The sequence below is a fragment of the Mesorhizobium sp. M7A.F.Ca.MR.245.00.0.0 genome (assembly GCF_003997415.1).
GTDB lineage: Bacteria > Pseudomonadota > Alphaproteobacteria > Rhizobiales > Rhizobiaceae > Mesorhizobium.
The window spans coordinates 16,017-33,589 of sequence record NZ_RZTE01000015.1 but is presented as its reverse complement, the minus strand read 5'-3'; the positions used below and the strand labels follow the sequence as shown (position 1 = coordinate 33,589).

The window sequence follows — 17,573 nt, the reverse complement described above, 5'->3', positions numbered from 1 at the left end:
GGCTCGCGGTCTAGTGTCGAGTATCTGCGTGTTCCCGGCCGGGTTGGTGCCCTCACCCCCGCATACCACGATCAGCACCAACTCGGTCGGGTCTCCCCAATCTGACCGCAGACCGCACCCACGACCGCTTTGCTGCGCCCAAAGTGGTGCCAATATGGTTTCACGTGTAACGCAAAAGGATACAAACGGATGACGGCGGACCAATATGCATGGTGGCGTCAGGCTTTGAAACTGGCCGGCGGATATCGCGAGCTGACCCATGATCAGCTGCTTCTGCTCGCCCCCTCGGCCGATAGCCCGGAGTCAGGATTTTTCAGGAACCGTCCGTACAAGGACGCGCCCCTGGTTCCCGTTGCCATCTGGCGCGACGCGTCGGGCAAGGTCATCTGCCTGCAGGGCGACAAGGAAGCGGAGGCCGACAAAGTCTGGAACTATGCCTGCCGCAACCCGATCACCGAAACGCTCTATCATTCGGTGTTGGCCGGTGGCGCATGGCCAGATGAGCCGCCGTCGGTGGCGAAGGATCACAACCTTCCGGCCAAGACCGGGGACCTGCACAAGGACCTGGCCGCTGAACTCTCGGCCGAGAAGGAGACGGTCGAAGGTTTCCTCAAGAAAGCGATCGCCACTCAGGAGCAGGCCGATCAGGCCGGGGTTTGGGCAAAGCGCCTCGCCGGCATCGCCACCAAGGCCGATGAACAGTTCAACGTCGAGAAGCGCCCTTGGCTGGATGGTGGCAACGCCGTCGACGACAAATGGCGCGACGTGCGCACCGATGCAAAGGAACTCGCCAAAAAGCTGAAAAAGCACGGCGAGGCGTGGCTGAAAGAACTGGATCGGCTGGAGCAGGAACGCCAGCGCAAGGCCCGTGAGGATGCCGACCGCGTCCGGCGCGAGGCCGAAGCGGCAGCGCAGCGCGTGGCGGATGCCGCCCGCGCCGCCGAGGAAGAAAGCGCGCGGCGCAATGCCATCGCTACGCCGCCCGGCCTTGCGGCTTCATTCGAACAGGAGAGCCAGCAGGAGGCCGACCTTATCGCAGCCGAGGCCGAGGCCAAGCGGCTGATCCAGCGGGTAGCAGACGCCGATCGTGAAGCGCAGGCCCGTCCGGTCTTCTCCGGCAGGACCGGCGCCAAGGTGTCGCTCCACACCTTCTGGGTCGCGAACATCACCGATTACGACGCGCTGGTCGCGGCCTTGAAGGACGAACCAGAGGTGCGGGAGGTGGTCGAGAAGATCGCCGGCCGCATCGCTCGCAACAAAGACGCCATCCTGCCAGCCGGCATGGATCGCATTCCCGACAAGAGGGCAGCATGACCGACCAGAAGATCGTCGCCGTGAAATTCGGCGAGAGCGACAAAACCTATGATTTCTTTGCCGGCGCCTTCGACGTCGCCGTCGGACAGCGCGTCATGGTCCCCATGCGCGGCCGGGAAGTCAGCGTCACGGTGGCCGAGGTTAAGGACCACTCGGACATGGCAAAGGTGGCAGTCACCCGCCCCGACGTGCGGACCGACGAGCAGCGCACGGCCAAGCATCCGAACGGCCAGCACCAGTGGTCGCCCGACGGCACACTGCTCGACGAGAACGGCAACCGGTCGATCTTCGACGACGTGGACAAGTAGCCATGAGCTGGGTGCGCCTCGCAATCGTCGCCCTCTGGCTGCCGGTAAGCCTCGTGGCCTTCTTCGGGACGCTACAGCGCGAAATCCGGTCCGCCCTCTGGTTCGCATGGAACGCCGTGCGGATCGAACACGACGCAATGGGCCGCACCTGGCGCGTCAACCACTGGAACCCAGAGGATTGGAAATGAACGAACGGGCACAGATACCGGCTCTTATGGTCGGCGGCGCGATCAGCGCCATCATCCCTCAGTCGATCGAGGAAACGTGGCGTCTCTCGACCATGATCGTTGAGGCCGGGTTAGCACCACAGGCGCTTGTCGGCAGAGAGCCGGCCGAGGACGCCGGCGACGACGCCTGGAAGCGTTGGGGCAAGAAGGGCACGAGCGCCGTCGCGATCGTCATCATGTCGGGCGCGGAACTCGGCCTGCCGCCAATGGTGGCGCTTCGGTCCTTCACCGTCATCGGCGGCAAGCCAGCGCTCTACGGCGACGGGCTGATCAACGTCGTTCGCAAGTCGGGCAGAGCGAAGTCGGTGGAGCTGGGCTACCTGCGCGACGCGACGAAGGAAGCGCTCCTCAATCTCGGCCTGTCGAAGGACGTGGTCGCGCAGATGAACACCGTCGACGAACGAACGATCGGCTGGTGCAAGGCGGTGCGCGCCGACACCGGCGAAATGAAGGTCGAGGCCTATTCAGTCGCCGACGCTAAGCAAGCCGGCCTTTGGGACGAGCGCCCGACCCGTCGCGGCACCACATGGATCGACGGCAAGAAGGTGTGGGGCGAGGTCCCCAACGATTCCTCGTGGTTCCGCCATCCCAAGCGGATGAAGCAATGGCGAGCTGGTGGCTTCTGTCTGCGCGAGCTATTTGGCGACGTTCTTGGCGGGGTCCGCGACGAGTTCGAGGCCCGCGAGATCGCCGGCGATCTGATCGAACACGACGACGAGCCCGCACCCAAGGCGAGGCTCATACCGCCATCGCCTCCCAAGCCGCCGAGCCCGGATGCGCCCACCGGCATCGACACCATTCCCGACAACGGTTTCGACAAGGACGTCGAGGGGATGCACGACGGCGCCGAGGTGGCGGAACGCGAGCCATTCGACTACGGCCAAGGCAAGGCATTCAATTACGGCAAGTTCTTCGAGGACTTGCAGATCGGGCTCATCAGCACCCAGAGCGAAGCCGAGGTCGAGGATATCTGGACCGAGTTCGACGTGGAAGCTCGCTTCCAGAACGACGCGGACAGCCGCAGTTTGGCGGACCAGATCAAGGCGCGTCGCCTGACTGCCATCTCCTCGCACGGCGGCTGACATGGCCGGCCGCATCGCAACCCTTGCCGACCACGGCGCCCAGGTTCTCGGTCCTCCCGTGAAGTGGCGGCCGCGGCAACTTACGACCAAGGAAAAGCTAGAGATCGTCGTGCGCCAGTTGGGCAAGGAACCCGGTGGCGCCCGGCTCAATCCTCTCGACGGCGTTCAGTTCGATCACGATCCTGCGCTCCAACGGCGACGGTGGGACGAGCAGGCCAAGGATACGATCCCGCCATCGTGCGCCCTGGATTTCATCATCGCCCTCAACAAGCCGACCCACGGCATCAAGACAGCCAAGGTCGACGTGCCCGAGATCGCCAAGCTCAAGCGCCTCGAGGGGCGCGCCGGCCAGAAAAAGCCGAAGAGGAAGATCCCCGGTCAAAAGCTGCGGTCGAGGCCACTCCTTAAGCTCAATCGAGGGTTCCGGTGATGCGCTCCTTTCCGGCGATGCTGGCATGAAGGTGATCGACTTTGCACGGCGCTGCGCCGGCATCTCCCTGGTGCCCCCCTGAAATGGTCGCACGACACCTTGTCGACGGCTCCGGTGGACGTCGACCAGAAGGAAGACCCAGACACCGTCACAAGGTTCATCGCCGAAATGCGGGAACGTCTCAACTACATCGAGGAGAAACTGAATGGCTGACCAAATCACGCATCCCCCGCGCCTTTCCGACCTGCAGATGCAGATAGTTCATGCGCAGACGCAGGCGAAGATGGACCTGCTTGAGCGCACCAACGAGAAGCTGGCGAGCCACCTGCAAGCGATCTTCGACGGGATCGGCCGCAACGAGCAGGTCGAGCTGGTCTATCCCGGTGGCGAGCTGGTGCTGATCACCAAGGCCCGGCCGCGCAGGCTTGGCGAGGGTGGCGAGTGATGCCCGTCATTTCTCTTGTCGACGAGAAGACGGCAGCTACATGCGCTCTATTTCGACCGAGAAAGGCCGGTCGATCGAGGAGCTTGCAGAGCGCGCAGTCTCCGAGGCCGCGCTCGACTATTTCAGGCTCGCGCCCCTCGCCTCGGATCCTGGTCGCGCCGACGGCGGCGCGAAAATCGTCACCACTCACACCAACATCGCGGGGCAGTGATGGATAGCGCAGTTGGACATGTCCCAAACGCAAGTTGATCCCCGTGACGTGGCGTTGATGAAGCGTTGGGTGAGGCGGACATAAGTCCAGGGGTAGCCAGAGAAGGCCGGGCCGCGCGTGCCTTCCGGTTCGAGCTTTCCCTTGTGGCTCTCCGGCAGGTAGGTCTCGAGCAGGCCGTTTTTCTTATCCAGCAACGCCGTTATGGCTCTGGCGATCACCGGGTTGGCGGACGCCTCGAAGCTGCTGAATCGGCCCTCGCGTTGGATGCGCTCAGGGGTAAACTGCTTTCGCGGGATTTCATCATGCCCGACTGACCACACATCGACGAAGAACATTCGGCAGACTCCCGTTGGTGTCAGCGCCCGAAAGCGCCCGGCTGGTCGGCAAACATGATCTCGATTCGCCGATGTCGAAGCAGCCTGTGCGCCGCGCGTCGAAGCGCCTGCAGGCACTTTTGTTCGAGCCATGGCCTGTTCACCAGGTTTTCCGGAAACCGAGGATCACTATGGACGGCGAGCGCCGGCGCTTCGATCAAGCTGGACCCTTCGGGATAGAAGGTCTTTGTCTGCACGCAAAGGGCTGGGATCAACTGGTAGGATTTCAGACTGGTGGCAATTCCGCAGGCGGGGTTGAATTTCACATGATCAACCGCATCCGAGAATACTCTTGTGACCGCCAAGAGGCGCTCGGCCGCCGCTCTCGAAAGAATGTATCCGCCGGAGCCAAAATGAAAGCTGCGCAGAAGCGCCAGTTTGAAGGCGCCGGTCAGGGGAGATACCACGCGGTCAAGCCACACTCTTCCGCCGACTGTTTCAATCTTCACAATGTCCGCGTCCCGGGGAATCCAATCGGTGCCGCCACCAAGAAACAGAGCGGCTTGCTTGGATATCAACATGTCGTCTTCGAAAACGCAGCCGTAGGCGTCCGTGCCCGATACGATCCGCTCCCAGCACTTGCGGTGGCTCAGGAAGCAGCCGACCTCTTCTGGGGTCATCGCGGCCGCACCAACGACGGGGCTGTAGACGTCCGATACCTCGGCTTCGCTGAGGAGACGTCCGTCCACCGCCGGAACCCGTTCGAAGTCCGCTCCAATTGAGTAGAGGCGGTCAGCCATCCGCTGCATCCTGCCGGGGCTGCGGTCCAGGTTGATGATGTAGGATTTCATGGAATTTGTTGATCGACAGCTTTGCTGGCCGATCACTTTCTGTGAAGCACTTTTGGTCTCGGGGATTATTCCTGGAAGGCGGGCAGCCGGGTTAAAACCAGCACCGTCAATCAAGACAACTTGATTGGTTTTCCGCTACAAACATGTGCTCTGTCGGCCAGCATGAGCATGGTAGCCATCGACGCCATTAGCAAAATCTTGCTCATTCCGGTCTTTCGTAAGCGGGTTTCTGTGCTTCATTCACAATATTACGTGCACCATCAATACATGGAGCGCAGGGTAGGTCTACCGCCTTCAAAGCGCTTCTCGCAAATGTGACTGATGGGATAGCCCATCCAGGATTGAACTGGTTTTAGGGCAGACATAATCATCCCGTAGATCTTGCCACTGGAAGTTCGGTTCATGGGTTGCTCCTAGCGATGAGTTTCGGTTTCAGCTTTCCGCGCTTAGCCTTGTTCTCAACCGCGATCGGCACGCCAGGGCGCTGCGCGAAGATGGTGGCAAGCACGGTCCGCACCTAATCAGCACCAGGCGCGCCGGTGGCAAGGATCATCAGCGCCGCATCGGCGAGCACCTGATTGATGTTGGCAGAGGTTGCGGCGACAGAGGGGGTGGCGCGCACCTTGGCCCGGTTACGCTGGCGGGCCACGCGGAAGTATTCCCGCTTCTGGTCCTCGTCGAGGCTGATGAAGCTGCCGGGCTTCGGTGCGTTGCGCGCAGCCAGGAGGTCGTGCAGCATCGTGCTCACCGTGCTTGGCATGGTCGCTCAGATGCAGCGGCGGTTCATTAAATGCGCCAGCGTGATGGTATCGAGCAAGCTAAAGCCGAAGGTGTCTACAAAGGCGGAAAGCAGCGGTTTGATAGAATTAAGGTATGTCCCTTTGTAAGGAAGGCCAGAGCGCCACCCAGATCGCGAAGCTCTTGGGTTGTTCATATGCAGCTTTATCGAATTTGGCAGCTAAGCCCTGAGGTAGTTAAGCTCAGCGGCAATTAAGCTTTAACGCGCGGGCAGAAGGCGCGAAAGCAATTAGCGCCCCAGCGGGAATCCTACTAGGGATATGACAGGTGTGAAAGGGCAATCCTTCACTGGAGCGTGGCGCGCGCCAGCACCCAATAGGAATTCAGTCGACTACCTGGGACTTGATAAAAACAATGATTTGCGCCAGCCCCTGTCGCGCCGTCAGGCCCCACCACGGAACCGATTTCTGCTTTGCCACCGAGAGGCGTAAGCATCGCTTTACCGAGAAGCTGAAATGGAATCCCCAGCAATGGCTTGGACACAGGATCGACCGGAATGCACCATAGCTGGTTGCCGGGCGCTCCGTCGTTCGCTGCGCAAATCTCGGTCACTGCACCGAGCGGTGCCGTCAGCAGACGGTTCTGGTATTGTGCGTTGACTATTTTGAAGACACCGATCTCGTCTGTGGGTTTGAATATCCACACTGACGCGAGGTGCGCGGCATAACGGGTGTCAAATAAAACGCGCCTGTCTAAATCGGTATCGAGGTTTGGCGATGCGATTGACTTACCGTGAGAACAGTTGAACAAAATGTAGCTATCGGCGGGGACGTTATCCATTCGAAGTGTCACTTTCTCAGGCCACTTGCCGTTTGGGGATGTCGCGGGTATCTCAATGTATTTGTTAAATGGCGCTTTCTGAGTGGCGCTTGGAGCCGAGGAAACGACCGGCGTCCAGTCCTTGAAATTGTTTGGATCGCGGGCGGTGTACCCGATGACCCGCATTGACCGATGCTCAGGATCTAGCTCAAGGACTACGAAGGTCATTTGCGAGGGCGCTCCGCACCGGTAAACTGGAACATCGTACTCACCGGCAGATTTAGCTGCAATAGAGCGCTTTAGACCATGATCCCAATGAATATGGCCACACAGTACGGCGGAGACATTGTATTTCAACATGATATTATTAAATTTGATTAATTCATCCCCATATAATTCTTCCTCGCCATACTTATGGGTAAAAACAATCAACGCGTCGCCTAAGCTGTAATGCCTTTGTAAGTCGCGCTCCAGCCATTCGAATGACTGCGTTATATTGTATGTTGGATTTAAGGAATCTATCAGGCTAGATTTTGGATCCCAACTTGCAGAATAGGCTGGATTGTTATGAAGTATAACAAAATGAACTCGGCCGACATTGAAAGAGTATGAAAGGCTTCCAGTGAATGAAACGGCAGAGCCGGAATATGCGGAATTCCAAGACGAATATTCTGGCTTTCCATCAAAATCACATAATAAAGACTTATTGTCTTTTGCCCACGATCTAATGTAATCAACCATAGTAGTTGGGCCGCGATTTAAGCCAGTACCTCCTTTCTCGGGGTCTAGATTCGGAAGGTTGTTCTGATAGTCATGGTTGCCAAGAGCAGGGTATATAGGGGCGGGTAAAAGACCAAGAAGTGGACCTCCAGCGGGCACTGACATTGAGAAAAGATCTGAGGCGTCATGACGCCCCGTCATCATAAGTTTCTCATCAGGGTGCCCGTATGACGTCAGGTCTCCGTTAATAATGACACCCGACAAAGGACGAAGTTGCTTTGCAAACGTTGCTGAAAGATCTTTAATAAAGCTGAATTGTCCAGCGATCTGTAATTGTGAAATGTACGGATATACTTCGCCCCAGTCGGAGGCTCCCGTCTTCTGGTCAGGAGGAAAGCCGCGATACACGCCGTCGGGGGTTTTTGTGTTGTCATACCAAGGGTATTGCGGGTCAGACGGCACGGCGATGGTGAACTTCCCGGTCAAGTTAGCACCCTTATTTCGAGCCGATATGTCGAAGTGCTAACATACCCTCCAGTCTGTTAGCAATGTCGAATGGGACGGGTCTTGGGACGGCTTTCATCGGGCGCGCTCCGCGCGGCAGTCATAAAGCTTCTCAATCAAATCTACCTTTGAGCTAGCGCGCATCGCTGGCACGCGATGTCGGCAAGGTTGTGCTCGACCAACATGGGAGCTGGTTGCTGGCGTGGCGGTTGTAGGAAAGAGCTGAATGGTTGAGACCGGCACGGCGAGATACTCGCGACGTGCTCAACCTGATTTATAACTAGAAACGATAGTTTAGACCGACGCGGACAAGTTGCCCATCATTGCTGAAATTGTAGGTGCCAATTCGCTCTTGCGGGTTACCGACCCCATAAGACAAGGTTGTCATCGTGGTGTCGGCTAGGTTGTAATAGAGGTATTCGCCTTTCAGCGAGAGCTTGTCTGTCAGGGCGTATTCTGCACCGCCGCCCACTGTCCAGCCGACCCGCGTCGAACTTTCCTCATTGCTGAATATTAAAGGGGCTCCGGCGAACGTAACATCGAGATGGTTGCGGACCCTTCCAAAGGCCAACCCTCCCGTCGCGTAGATCAGTGTGCGGTCGAATACGGCTCCTACGCGCCCTCTTGCGGTGCCCAGCCATTCGAGTTCGGACGACGTGGTTGCAGTGACAGGAAGATCGCAGCCAAGTACGCCTATGCAGGTAGTGTCGGTTGCTCCACCCGATCCTACTTGGAAATCAAGCTCCCCACCAATGACGAAAGTACCGGACTGGACGTTGTAACCGATCTGGCCTCCACCCATGAAACCACTTGGGTTGGAATCGGCCACCCAGTTGCGTTCAGTCAACGCGCTGTTCGCTATCAGGACGCCGAGACCGCAGCCGGGCTCGTCACAGATCGAGACATCAACCTTGCTGTTTATTCCCCGATAATATCCAGCTTGGGCGCCGACATACACGCCTGACCAGTCGTGGGCGTTGTCGGCGACCACGATCTCAGCAGAGACATCATCAGCGGCAATTGCTGGAAAAACCGCCACGAAAAACAAGGCAGTCGTAAGCAGGTGAATTTTCATCGAGCCCCCCAGATTATGCGCCATGTGTATCATGCTGCGAGTGTGACGCAACGGCAACCGGGGACGCGAGGGGCGCTCGTATGAGGCGGCTGATCGGTGGAGAGAGGAGTTGCCCCTGCTCGACGAACCGACCTATGATCCGCGACGGGGTGGGTTCGGATCACACAAGGTCATAGCTAACAGCTGTCTGGCCGATCGGAATCGGCGGCTGGCTGGTCCGGGCAGGCATGAACCGTGACAATGCCCGGCTCAACAGCTACGCGCTTGGTGGTGCCGATGCTCGTCATCATCATCTACCCGCGAACGCTGCAGATCAACAGGATGGATTTGGCCGTGAAACGAAGCCGACCGGGTATTTCGTTGTTCGATTTCGACATACTCTCCCGGGCTCTTACGTCAGTAGTCAGGGCCGGCGCGTCATTGGCGCCGGCGCACCAAGACCTGATCACGGATAGACAGTTTTTACTTGACTTCATTGTAACCAAAATGGTTACATCGCGCATCGATTTGGCCACAATAGAGAACCAGAAATGAACGGGTTGCCCACAATCGTCGTCGCCGGCTTAGGTCGATGCGGGACATCGTTGATGATGCAGATACTTCACGCCGGCGGCGTGCCCTGCGCTGGCGACTGGCCAGACTTCGAGACGAACGACAGCATGTCTGGCCGGTTCGATGCCAAGGCATTCTCGGCACTTCGCGGCAAGGCGATCAAGCTGATCACGCCGGCAGACCTGCCAATCGGTCCGATGCCGCGTCATGTCGTCATCTGGCTCGACCGAGACCCGCAAGAGCAGGCCAAATCGCAGTTGAAGATGCTCTACGGTATCGGCGCGCCGGTGGCAAACAATCGGAAATCCATGCGCGTCTTCGTCGGCGGCCTGCGCCGCGATCGAACCTTGAACATGGCGGCGGCAGGCGTCGGGCGGCTTCCCAATCTGAGGCTTAGTTTCGAGGGCCTTATCACGCGGCCTGCCAATTCCGTCAGTGCGCTCGAGGCGTTCCTGCTTTCGCACGGATACGACACCGTCGATCGCCGAGCGATGCAGCAGCAAATCCGTCCGCGCTCGGCCGCCTGCTATCCGGGCATGATGGAGGTCGAGCTTCTCAATTCGCCAAGCTTCGAGCGGCAACGCTCGCAACCAGGTCGCCCCGGGGCTTTCTAAGCCCTGGGGCGCCAACCCCTACCACGGAGTGTAGAATGGAAGACAAGAGCCTACGCCTCATTGAACTGACTGCCGGCATTGTGTCGGCCTATATCGCCAACAACCCGGTTCCAGTCGCCCAGCTGCCCGACCTGATCGCCAGCGTGAGCGCATCAGTGCGCAAGCTCGATGGCCCGGAGATCGTGGCCGCGACCGTCCGCCAGGAGCCGGCCGTCAACCCGAAGAAGTCGATTTTCCCAGACCACATCATCTGCCTGGAAGACGGCAAGCGGTTCAAATCGCTCAAGCGCCACCTCCGGACCGACTTCGGCCTGACCCCGGACGAGTATCGCGCAAAATGGGATTTGCCGTCTGACTATCCGATGGTGGCTCCGAACTACTCGGCCACGCGCTCGGCGCTGGCGAAGCAGACCGGCCTTGGCCGGCATACGAAGGCAGTGCCTCTCCGCGCCAAGGCCGGCGCGCGTCGCGCTTTCCAGTAGGGCACGGCAATGAACGTCCGCACCGTCGTCGAACGGCTCGCTAAGGGCGATCACCTCCACCTCGGCTTCTCCAGTGGCCAGAGGCGTTGGTGGTTTGAAGGGCCTTTCCAGGCCATCCCCGAGCATGTTGTTCACGCGGCGGTGCGTGATGGGGCTGTCGCTGTGGTGGAGGCCGGCGACAGCCTTTTCGGCTTCAAGGGAAATTCGCAGACCTGGTTGGTCGAGGATCGCTCGGATGCTCGGTGATCCCTGGGCCAGCTACGACGCATGGAAGACGACACCGCCTGACTGGAGCATGCCCTATTGGCTGGAGCCCGACGCGGACGAGCTGGCGCGCATGCACCGCAACTACGACCTCACGCCGTTCTTCGACGGCGACGAGAGCCGATACGAGTGGCTCTGCGAAGAACGCGACGAGCTTGCGCGCATTGATGCCCACGAACGGGCACCCGAGGATGAAGATTTCGAAGATGTCGAGAGCAAGCTCATAACGGCGATCGACGGGCCGGGCCGCTATGGGCTCTGCTTCGAGGCATCATGAACGACCAGCCTCCGGAGTTGCTGACCGTCGCCCGCACGCCAGAATACTGGTCGTCGCTTTTTCACGACAAAGGGTTGCGTATGTCCGCGAGGTCGTTGCGCGAGAAGGCGATCAAGGCCGGGCTCTGCTACCATGTCGACAAGCAGATACTGATCTCGCCTCGGCAGATCGACGAGTTGTTTTTGTGGAGTAAGTCATGCCGCTCACCATCTACAAGCGGGGCCGGTTCTGGTGGCTCACTGGCACCCTCAAAACCAAAGAGGGCGAGAAGCGAGTTCATGAAAGCTCAGGCGAGACTGACGAAACCAAAGCGGACGAAGTCAGGCTCAGCCGGGAACTAGAAGAGCGCGAAATTCGCCTCCTCGACCCGAAGCAGCTCTTCACATTCGCCGCTGCCGTCAATGCGTACCTGGATGCCGGCAAGGGCGATCAGTATCTCGCTCCGCTGCTGGCGAAGTTCGGCGAGACCAGGATCTCGGCAATGACCGGCGCGATGATCCGTGGCGCCGCGAAGGAAATCTATCCCGACGCGGCGTACACGACATGGAACCGCCAGGTCATCACGCCGGCGAAGGCCGTCATCAACCTGAGTGCCGACGCCGGCGACTGCCCAGAGGTGAAGATCAAAGGGTTCTCGAAGCGCGACAAGAACGTGCGCCTACCCTCGACCGCGCCGCGGCGAGCCGTCGACCGGTCCTACATCAACACTTTCCGCGCCTACTGCGAGGAGGACCGGCTGCGCACTCTCATGCTTTTCATCTTCCAGACCGGGGCGCGGATCGGCGATGCGATCAAGCTGGAACCGAAAGACCTCGACCTGCCGGCGCGCAAGGCGACGTTCCGGAACATGAAGAACGGCGAGGATGGCCAAGCCGATCTGACGATAGAACTGGTCTACGAACTCCAGCAGCTCGAGGCGCGCAACGGCCGCGTCTTCGGCTTCCTGCATCGCTGGTCGGTCTACAAGCTGATCAAGGCCACATGCACCCGCGCCGGCATTCCCTACCTTGGCACCCACCAGCCTGGACGGCACAGTTTCGCGACCGAGATGATCGTGAAAAACCGCGTCGACATCAAGACGACGGCCGACAAGGGGAACTGGAAATCGCCGCAAGTTTTGATGAACAACTACCCGCACGCGGACACCGGTCCGGCGGTGATCGACGAGGTGTTTGGAACCGAGCCCGGGAAGAAGTCGGGGCTGGCTGGTTCCAATCTGGCCACTTTGGTTACAAGAGGTACACCAGCCCGAAATCCAGGACTGATTAAGTGGTTGGAAAATAAGAAGAAATAGTAGGTGCCAATTTGGCTCTACCCCCTTACCAAGGGAGTGCTCTACCACTGAGCTACCGCAGCCGCTGATGGCGGGGCTTCTGCCATATCGAACCGGCAAGCGCAAGGCCAAGCGCAACGCTTCTGTGAAAGCCTTTGCCGGATAGCTTTTAATGACATGGCAGTGCCACAATGTTGGCTATCCCTGAACAGCAAGCTGGTGGGTCGCCGGCGGGGACGGGGCGATGGACGACAAGGCAATTCCAGTGAAAAAGGATGGTCCACCGAAAAACAGCGCAACAATCCGCAAGGATCGGCTGGCCGAGCAATTGCGCGCCAATCTGCAGAAGCGCAAGGCGCAGTCACGCTCGCGGCGGACCGGCGATGCCGACGAGCGGCCGGACGGGCTCGCTGCATCGAAGGAAATACAAAAAGATTAACTCAAATCGGCCACTCTTGGCCCGGGGTGGGCGAAATCCCATTTCTTGAACCAGCGTAATTCTTGAACCAGATTGGCCAATGGTCTAGACGGGCCGCTACTCAAACGATTGAACCGGCCCTTTTTGGCCGAGAGGGACGTCTTCCATGGATCGCATCAGAATTGTCGGGGGCAACAAGCTCTCCGGAAGCATTCCGATCTCGGGCGCGAAAAACGCGGCGCTGCCTTTGATGATCGCCTCGCTTTTGACCGACGACACGCTGACGCTGGAAAACGTGCCGCATCTGGCCGATGTCGAGCAGCTGATCCGCATACTGGGCAACCACGGCGTCGATTATTCGGTCAATGGCCGCCGCGAGAAGCAGAATGAGGGCTATTCGCGCACCATCAATTTCTCCGCCCGTAATATCGTCGACACTACGGCGCCTTACGAGCTGGTGTCGAAGATGCGCGCCTCGTTCTGGGTGATCGGCCCGCTGCTGGCCCGCATGGGCGAAGCCAAAGTGTCGCTGCCGGGCGGTTGCGCCATCGGCACGCGGCCGGTCGATCTGTTCCTCGAGGGCCTGCAGGCGCTGGGCGCCGATATCGACGTCGACACCGGCTATGTCATCGCCAAGACAAGGAATGGCCGGCTTGTCGGCAACCGCTACATCTTCCCGAAAGTCTCGGTCGGCGCCACCCATGTGCTGATGATGGCCGCGGCGCTCGCCAAGGGCGAGACGGTGCTGGATAATGCCGCCTGCGAGCCAGAGATCGTCAACCTCGCCGAGTGCCTCAATGCCATGGGCGCGAAGATTTCCGGCGCCGGCACCCCGACAATCACCATCGACGGCGTCGAATCATTGTCGGGCGCGCGCGTGCGCGTCATCCCCGATCGCATCGAGACCGGCACCTATGCCATGGCCGTCGCCATGACCGGCGGCGACGTCGTGCTCGAAGGTGCGCGTGCGGATCTGCTGCAGACGGCACTCGACGTGATCGCGCAGACGGGTGCGGAGATCACGCCGACCAATTCCGGCATTCGTGTGAGGCGCAACGGCGCCGGCATTTCGCCGGTCGACGTGACGACGGCGCCGTTCCCGGCCTTCCCGACCGATTTGCAGGCGCAGTTCATGGGCCTGATGACGATGGCCAAGGGCAAGTCGCGCATCACCGAGACGATCTTCGAGAACCGCTTCATGCATGTGCAGGAACTGGCGCGGCTCGGCGCTCATATCACGCTTTCGGGCCAGACGGCGATCGTCGACGGCGTGCCGAAGCTGAAGGGCGCGCCGGTCATGGCGACCGATCTTCGCGCCTCGGTGTCACTGGTCATCGCCGGCCTGGCGGCGGAAGGCGAGACCACGGTCAACCGTGTCTACCACCTCGACCGCGGCTTCGAGCGGCTGGAAGAAAAACTGTCCAACTGCGGCGCGGTGATCGAACGGATTTCGGCATAGCCCGCCACCTCGGCTCCTCTCCAGCAACGCAGGAGATTGGCGAGATTCTTCGCGGCAGCGTCCTTCTCCCCGTCACTATACGGGGAGAAGTGCCCGGCAGGGCGATGAGGGGCAGCGCAGACCTGCAGCTGTTGGTGCGGTTGCACCGATCGCCAAGACCGCCTAACAGAAGGCTGAACAATCAACCTTCAGGTGCGAAATCCGCATGACCGGCCTTAAGCTTATCGCGCTCGACGATCAGGATCTGAGCATCGTTTCGGCTCATGTCCAGGATGCCGTGCTGAAAGTCAGCGACCTCGAATTCCTGCCCGCGGCCAAGCGTTTCCTGCTGACCATGAACCGTTTCGTCTGGGAGGCAAAATCCGGCCTGTTTCGCCAGCACAATGAGCGACGGCAGGCCGTGCTGCATTTCGACCGCGTGCTCGGCGCCAAGACCAGCGGCATCGACCGCGACAAGCCTGCGGAAGTCCTGTCGCTGCTGGCGATCAGCTTCATCGAGATCAGCAAGCCGGCCGGCATCGTCGAGCTGATCTTCTCGGGCGGCGGTGCGATCATGCTCGACGTCGAATGCATCGAGGCCCGCCTTGCCGACATCGGCGGGGCGTGGGAAGCCACCTCGCGCCCCATCCACAAGGCCTGAGCGTCCGATGGCCATCACGCTTCGTCAGTCCGACGCCGATTTCGAACAGCGTTTCGCCGCCTTCCTGTTGACCAAGCGGGAAGTGTCCGCCGACGTCGATGCAGCGGTGGGCGCCATCATCGCGCGCGTGCGCGCCGAGGGCGACGCGGCGCTGATCGACTATTCACGGAAATTCGATCGCGCCGATCTGGCTGGACTGGGCATCGCCGTTTCGAAGGACGACATCGCCCAGGCCTACAAGGCCGCCGACCCAAAGACGATCGAGGCGCTGGAATTCGCGCGCGACCGCATCCGCTCGCATCATGAGCGGCAGCGACCAAAGGATGAGCGCTATACGGATGCCGCCGGCGTCGAGCTCGGCTGGCGCTGGACGGCGGTCGAGGCGGTTGGGCTCTATGTGCCGGGCGGCACGGCGAGCTATCCAAGCTCGGTGCTGATGAACGCCGTGCCGGCCAAGGTGGCCGGCGTCGAGCGCATCGTCATGGTCGTACCGGCGCCGGGCGGCATCATCAATCCGCTGGTGCTGGTGGCGGCCGACATATCAGGCGTGTCGGAAATCTACCGTGTCGGCGGCGCGCAGGCGATCGCCGCCCTTGCCTACGGCACCGAAACGATCAGGCCGGTCGCCAAGATCGTCGGCCCTGGCAATGCCTATGTCGCGGCGGCCAAGCGCCAGGTGTTCGGCGCCGTCGGCATCGACATGATCGCCGGGCCGTCGGAAGTGCTCGTCGTGGCCGACGGCAGCAACGATCCGGACTGGATCGCGGCCGACCTGCTGGCCCAGGCCGAGCACGATGCATCGGCGCAATCGATCCTGGTCACCGACAATTCAGCCTTCGGCATCGCTGTCGAACAAGCCGTCGAGCGCCAGTTGCAGAGCCTGCCACGCGCCGAGACGGCGGCGGCGAGCTGGCGTGATTTTGGTGCGGTGATCCAGGTGTCGACCATCGACGCCGCGCTGCCGCTGGTCGACCGCATCGCCGCCGAACATGTCGAACTGGCCATCGACGATGCCGAGGGCTTCCTGTCGCGGATGCGCAACGCGGGTGCGGTCTTTCTCGGCCGCCACACGCCGGAAGCCATCGGCGACTATGTCGGCGGCTCCAACCATGTGCTGCCGACGGCGCGCTCGGCGCGCTTCTCGTCCGGTCTGTCGGTGCTCGATTTCGTCAAGCGCACGTCGATCCTCAAGCTTGGACCGGAACAGTTGCGGATCTTGGCGCCGGCGGCGATTGCGCTGGCCAAGGCGGAAGGCCTTGACGCGCATGGACGCTCCGTCGCCATACGGTTGAACATGTAGGCGGCGATGTCTGGCCCCGATCAAACCCGCGCCAGGCTGATCGATGTCGAACTCGATGAATCGATCGGCCGGTCGACACCCGATGTCGAGCATGAACGCGCGGTGGCGATCTTCGACCTGATCGAGGAGAACAGTTTTCAGCCCGTCAGTGACAGCGGCGACGGCCCTTACCGGCTGAAACTGTCGCTGGCCGAGCAGCGCCTGGTGTTTGCCGTGGCGCGCGAGGATGGCACCGCCGTCGTCACCCATATCCTGTCGCTGACGCCGCTCAGGCGCATCGTCAAGGATTACTATATGATCTGCGAAAGCTACTACGACGCCATCCGCTCCTCGACGCCGAGCCACATCGAAGCGATCGACATGGGCCGCCGCGGCCTGCACAATGAAGGTTCGCAGACGCTGATGGACCGGCTGTCCGGCAAGATCGACATCGACTTCGATACGGCGCGCCGGCTGTTCACGCTGGTCTGCGTACTGCACTGGCGGGGCTAGCCCTGGCACCCGGCGCCCTGCCCCGTTCGATCCTGTTCCTGTGCGGCATGAATGCCGTGCGCTCGCCAATGGCGGAGCAACTGGCGCGCCGCATGCTGCCCGCCACCGTCTTTGTCGCTTCGGCAGGCGTTCGCGCCGGCGAGCGCGATCCATTCGTCGATGCGGTGCTTGCCGAAGACGGTCTCACGCTGGGCGGGCGTCACCCAAGGACAATGGACGATCTCGAGGACGACTATTTCGACCTCATCGTCACGCTGGCGCCGGAAGCGCACCACGCCGCACTTGAACTCACCCGCTCGCTCGCTGTCGAGGTCGAATACTGGCCGACGCCGGACCCGACCGACGCCAGCGGCACCCGCGAACAGATCATGGCTAGTTATCGCGATGTGCGCGAGCGGCTGAAGGTGCGCATAGGCCGACGTTTTCTGCTTCCAGGAGCAAAAAACGCGACGGATTAAGCGTGTTCACAAGCGGACGATTATCATATAGGTTCCGCCGAAATTCCGGCCAGGGTGCTGGAACTACCATCCAAGCAAAGGTATCGAATGCCGAAGGAAGAAGTCCTCGAGTTTCCGGGTGTCGTGACGGAATTGTTGCCGAACGCGATGTTCCGGGTAAAGCTCGAAAACGAACACGAAATCATCGCCCATACGGCCGGCCGCATGCGCAAGAACCGCATCCGCGTGCTGACCGGCGACAAGGTTCTGGTCGAGATGACGCCATACGACCTGACCAAGGGCCGCATCACCTATCGTTTCAAGTAA

24 protein-coding genes and 1 pseudogene are annotated in these 17,573 nt (G+C 60.4%); 20 read left to right on the top strand and 5 right to left on the bottom strand.

The window, feature by feature from the left end; all coding sequences use genetic code 11:
* Positions 1-189: 189 nt before the first annotated feature.
* The 7 genes from EOB80_RS16970 to EOB80_RS34545 all read left to right on the top strand — a co-directional run bounded on the left by EOB80_RS16970 (position 190) and on the right by EOB80_RS34545 (position 4,017).
* Entirely contained in the window at positions 190-1,314 is a 1,125-nt protein-coding gene (locus tag EOB80_RS16970; RefSeq protein ID WP_127328681.1) for a hypothetical protein, read from the top strand.
* Positions 1,311-1,622, top strand: coding sequence for a hypothetical protein (locus EOB80_RS16965; RefSeq protein ID WP_127328680.1), 312 nt, complete (start codon positions 1,311-1,313; stop codon positions 1,620-1,622). The genes EOB80_RS16970 and EOB80_RS16965 overlap by 4 nt, the downstream gene beginning before the upstream one ends.
* A gap of 2 nt (positions 1,623-1,624) precedes the next feature.
* Positions 1,625-1,810, top strand: coding sequence for a hypothetical protein (locus tag EOB80_RS16960; RefSeq protein WP_127328679.1), 186 nt, complete (start codon positions 1,625-1,627; stop codon positions 1,808-1,810).
* A gap of 26 nt (positions 1,811-1,836) precedes the next feature.
* Positions 1,837-2,931 (top strand): hypothetical protein, encoded by a 1,095-nt coding sequence (locus EOB80_RS16955; RefSeq protein ID WP_245466368.1) that lies wholly within the window; start codon positions 1,837-1,839, stop codon positions 2,929-2,931.
* Position 2,932: 1 nt separating this feature from the next.
* Positions 2,933-3,361, top strand: a complete 429-nt coding sequence (locus tag EOB80_RS16950) for a hypothetical protein (RefSeq protein ID WP_127328677.1) — start codon at positions 2,933-2,935, stop codon at positions 3,359-3,361.
* A 205-nt stretch (positions 3,362-3,566) separates the two neighbouring features.
* Positions 3,567-3,806 (top strand): hypothetical protein, encoded by a 240-nt coding sequence (locus EOB80_RS16945; protein WP_127328676.1) that lies wholly within the window; start codon positions 3,567-3,569, stop codon positions 3,804-3,806.
* 40 nt (positions 3,807-3,846) lie between these two features.
* Entirely contained in the window at positions 3,847-4,017 is a 171-nt protein-coding gene (locus EOB80_RS34545; RefSeq protein ID WP_164762637.1) for a hypothetical protein, read from the top strand.
* On the opposite strand, the gene EOB80_RS16940 is transcribed toward EOB80_RS34545, so the two are convergent.
* The 3 genes from EOB80_RS16940 to EOB80_RS16930 form a co-directional block, all read right to left on the bottom strand.
* Entirely contained in the window at positions 3,993-4,352 is a 360-nt protein-coding gene (locus tag EOB80_RS16940; protein WP_127328675.1) for a hypothetical protein, read from the bottom strand. The genes EOB80_RS34545 and EOB80_RS16940 overlap by 25 nt on opposite strands.
* A 20-nt stretch (positions 4,353-4,372) precedes the next feature.
* On the bottom strand, positions 4,373-5,182 hold the full coding sequence (locus EOB80_RS16935; RefSeq protein ID WP_127328674.1) for a glycosyltransferase family 25 protein: 810 nt from the start codon (positions 5,180-5,182) through the stop codon (positions 4,373-4,375).
* A gap of 517 nt (positions 5,183-5,699) precedes the next feature.
* Complete coding sequence (locus EOB80_RS16930; protein WP_127328673.1) at positions 5,700-5,921, bottom strand: hypothetical protein; 222 nt, start codon at positions 5,919-5,921, stop codon at positions 5,700-5,702.
* On the opposite strand from EOB80_RS16930, the pseudogene EOB80_RS35330 reads away from it, so the two are divergent.
* A pseudogene (locus EOB80_RS35330) lies at positions 5,920-6,047 on the top strand (recombinase family protein); the annotation flags it as partial. The gene EOB80_RS16930 and the pseudogene EOB80_RS35330 overlap by 2 nt on opposite strands.
* 218 nt (positions 6,048-6,265) lie before the next feature.
* Here EOB80_RS35330 and EOB80_RS16920 read toward each other — a convergent pair.
* Together EOB80_RS16920 and EOB80_RS16915 are read right to left on the bottom strand one after the other, a co-directional pair.
* On the bottom strand, positions 6,266-7,945 hold the full coding sequence (locus EOB80_RS16920; RefSeq protein ID WP_164762636.1) for a metallophosphoesterase: 1,680 nt from the start codon (positions 7,943-7,945) through the stop codon (positions 6,266-6,268).
* Between the two features lie 298 nt (positions 7,946-8,243).
* Positions 8,244-9,062 carry an outer membrane protein gene (locus tag EOB80_RS16915; RefSeq protein WP_206516813.1) on the bottom strand — a complete coding sequence of 273 codons (819 nt, stop codon included), beginning with the start codon at positions 9,060-9,062 and terminating at the stop codon, positions 8,244-8,246.
* Between the two features lie 563 nt (positions 9,063-9,625).
* Between EOB80_RS16915 and EOB80_RS16905 the strand changes: the two genes are divergently transcribed.
* The 12 genes from EOB80_RS16905 to infA all read left to right on the top strand — a co-directional run bounded on the left by EOB80_RS16905 (position 9,626) and on the right by infA (position 17,573).
* Positions 9,626-10,204 carry a hypothetical protein gene (locus tag EOB80_RS16905; protein ID WP_127328669.1) on the top strand — a complete coding sequence of 193 codons (579 nt, stop codon included), beginning with the start codon at positions 9,626-9,628 and terminating at the stop codon, positions 10,202-10,204.
* 35 nt (positions 10,205-10,239) lie between these two features.
* The gene (locus tag EOB80_RS16900; RefSeq protein WP_127328668.1) at positions 10,240-10,686 is read left to right on the top strand and encodes a MucR family transcriptional regulator; all 447 of its coding nucleotides are present in this window, start codon (positions 10,240-10,242) and stop codon (positions 10,684-10,686) included.
* Positions 10,687-10,695: 9 nt separating this feature from the next.
* A complete protein-coding gene (locus tag EOB80_RS16895; RefSeq protein WP_127328667.1) occupies positions 10,696-10,932 on the top strand; it encodes a hypothetical protein in 237 nt (78 codons plus the stop codon).
* The gene (locus tag EOB80_RS16890; RefSeq protein ID WP_127328666.1) at positions 10,922-11,227 is read left to right on the top strand and encodes a hypothetical protein; all 306 of its coding nucleotides are present in this window, start codon (positions 10,922-10,924) and stop codon (positions 11,225-11,227) included. Before EOB80_RS16895 ends, EOB80_RS16890 begins: the two co-directional genes overlap by 11 nt.
* A 196-nt stretch (positions 11,228-11,423) precedes the next feature.
* Positions 11,424-12,521 carry a tyrosine-type recombinase/integrase gene (locus EOB80_RS16885; protein ID WP_127328665.1) on the top strand — a complete coding sequence of 366 codons (1,098 nt, stop codon included), beginning with the start codon at positions 11,424-11,426 and terminating at the stop codon, positions 12,519-12,521.
* 223 nt (positions 12,522-12,744) lie between these two features.
* A complete protein-coding gene (locus EOB80_RS16880) occupies positions 12,745-12,939 on the top strand; it encodes a hypothetical protein (RefSeq protein WP_127268678.1) in 195 nt (64 codons plus the stop codon).
* Positions 12,940-13,084: 145 nt separating this feature from the next.
* Positions 13,085-14,377 (top strand): UDP-N-acetylglucosamine 1-carboxyvinyltransferase, encoded by a 1,293-nt coding sequence (murA, locus tag EOB80_RS16875; protein WP_127328664.1) that lies wholly within the window; start codon positions 13,085-13,087, stop codon positions 14,375-14,377.
* Positions 14,378-14,582: 205 nt separating this feature from the next.
* The gene (locus tag EOB80_RS16870) at positions 14,583-15,017 is read left to right on the top strand and encodes a DUF2948 family protein (protein WP_127268680.1); all 435 of its coding nucleotides are present in this window, start codon (positions 14,583-14,585) and stop codon (positions 15,015-15,017) included.
* Between the two features lie 7 nt (positions 15,018-15,024).
* Positions 15,025-16,317, top strand: a complete 1,293-nt coding sequence (gene hisD, locus EOB80_RS16865; RefSeq protein WP_127328663.1) for a histidinol dehydrogenase — start codon at positions 15,025-15,027, stop codon at positions 16,315-16,317.
* Between the two features lie 6 nt (positions 16,318-16,323).
* Positions 16,324-16,809: a UPF0262 family protein gene (locus EOB80_RS16860; protein WP_127271901.1), complete on the top strand. Its 486-nt coding sequence runs from the start codon at positions 16,324-16,326 to the stop codon at positions 16,807-16,809.
* Entirely contained in the window at positions 16,797-17,267 is a 471-nt protein-coding gene (locus EOB80_RS16855) for a low molecular weight phosphatase family protein (RefSeq protein WP_127272356.1), read from the top strand. The genes EOB80_RS16860 and EOB80_RS16855 overlap by 13 nt, the downstream gene beginning before the upstream one ends.
* A gap of 87 nt (positions 17,268-17,354) precedes the next feature.
* Entirely contained in the window at positions 17,355-17,573 is a 219-nt protein-coding gene (gene infA, locus EOB80_RS16850; protein ID WP_006200926.1) for a translation initiation factor IF-1, read from the top strand.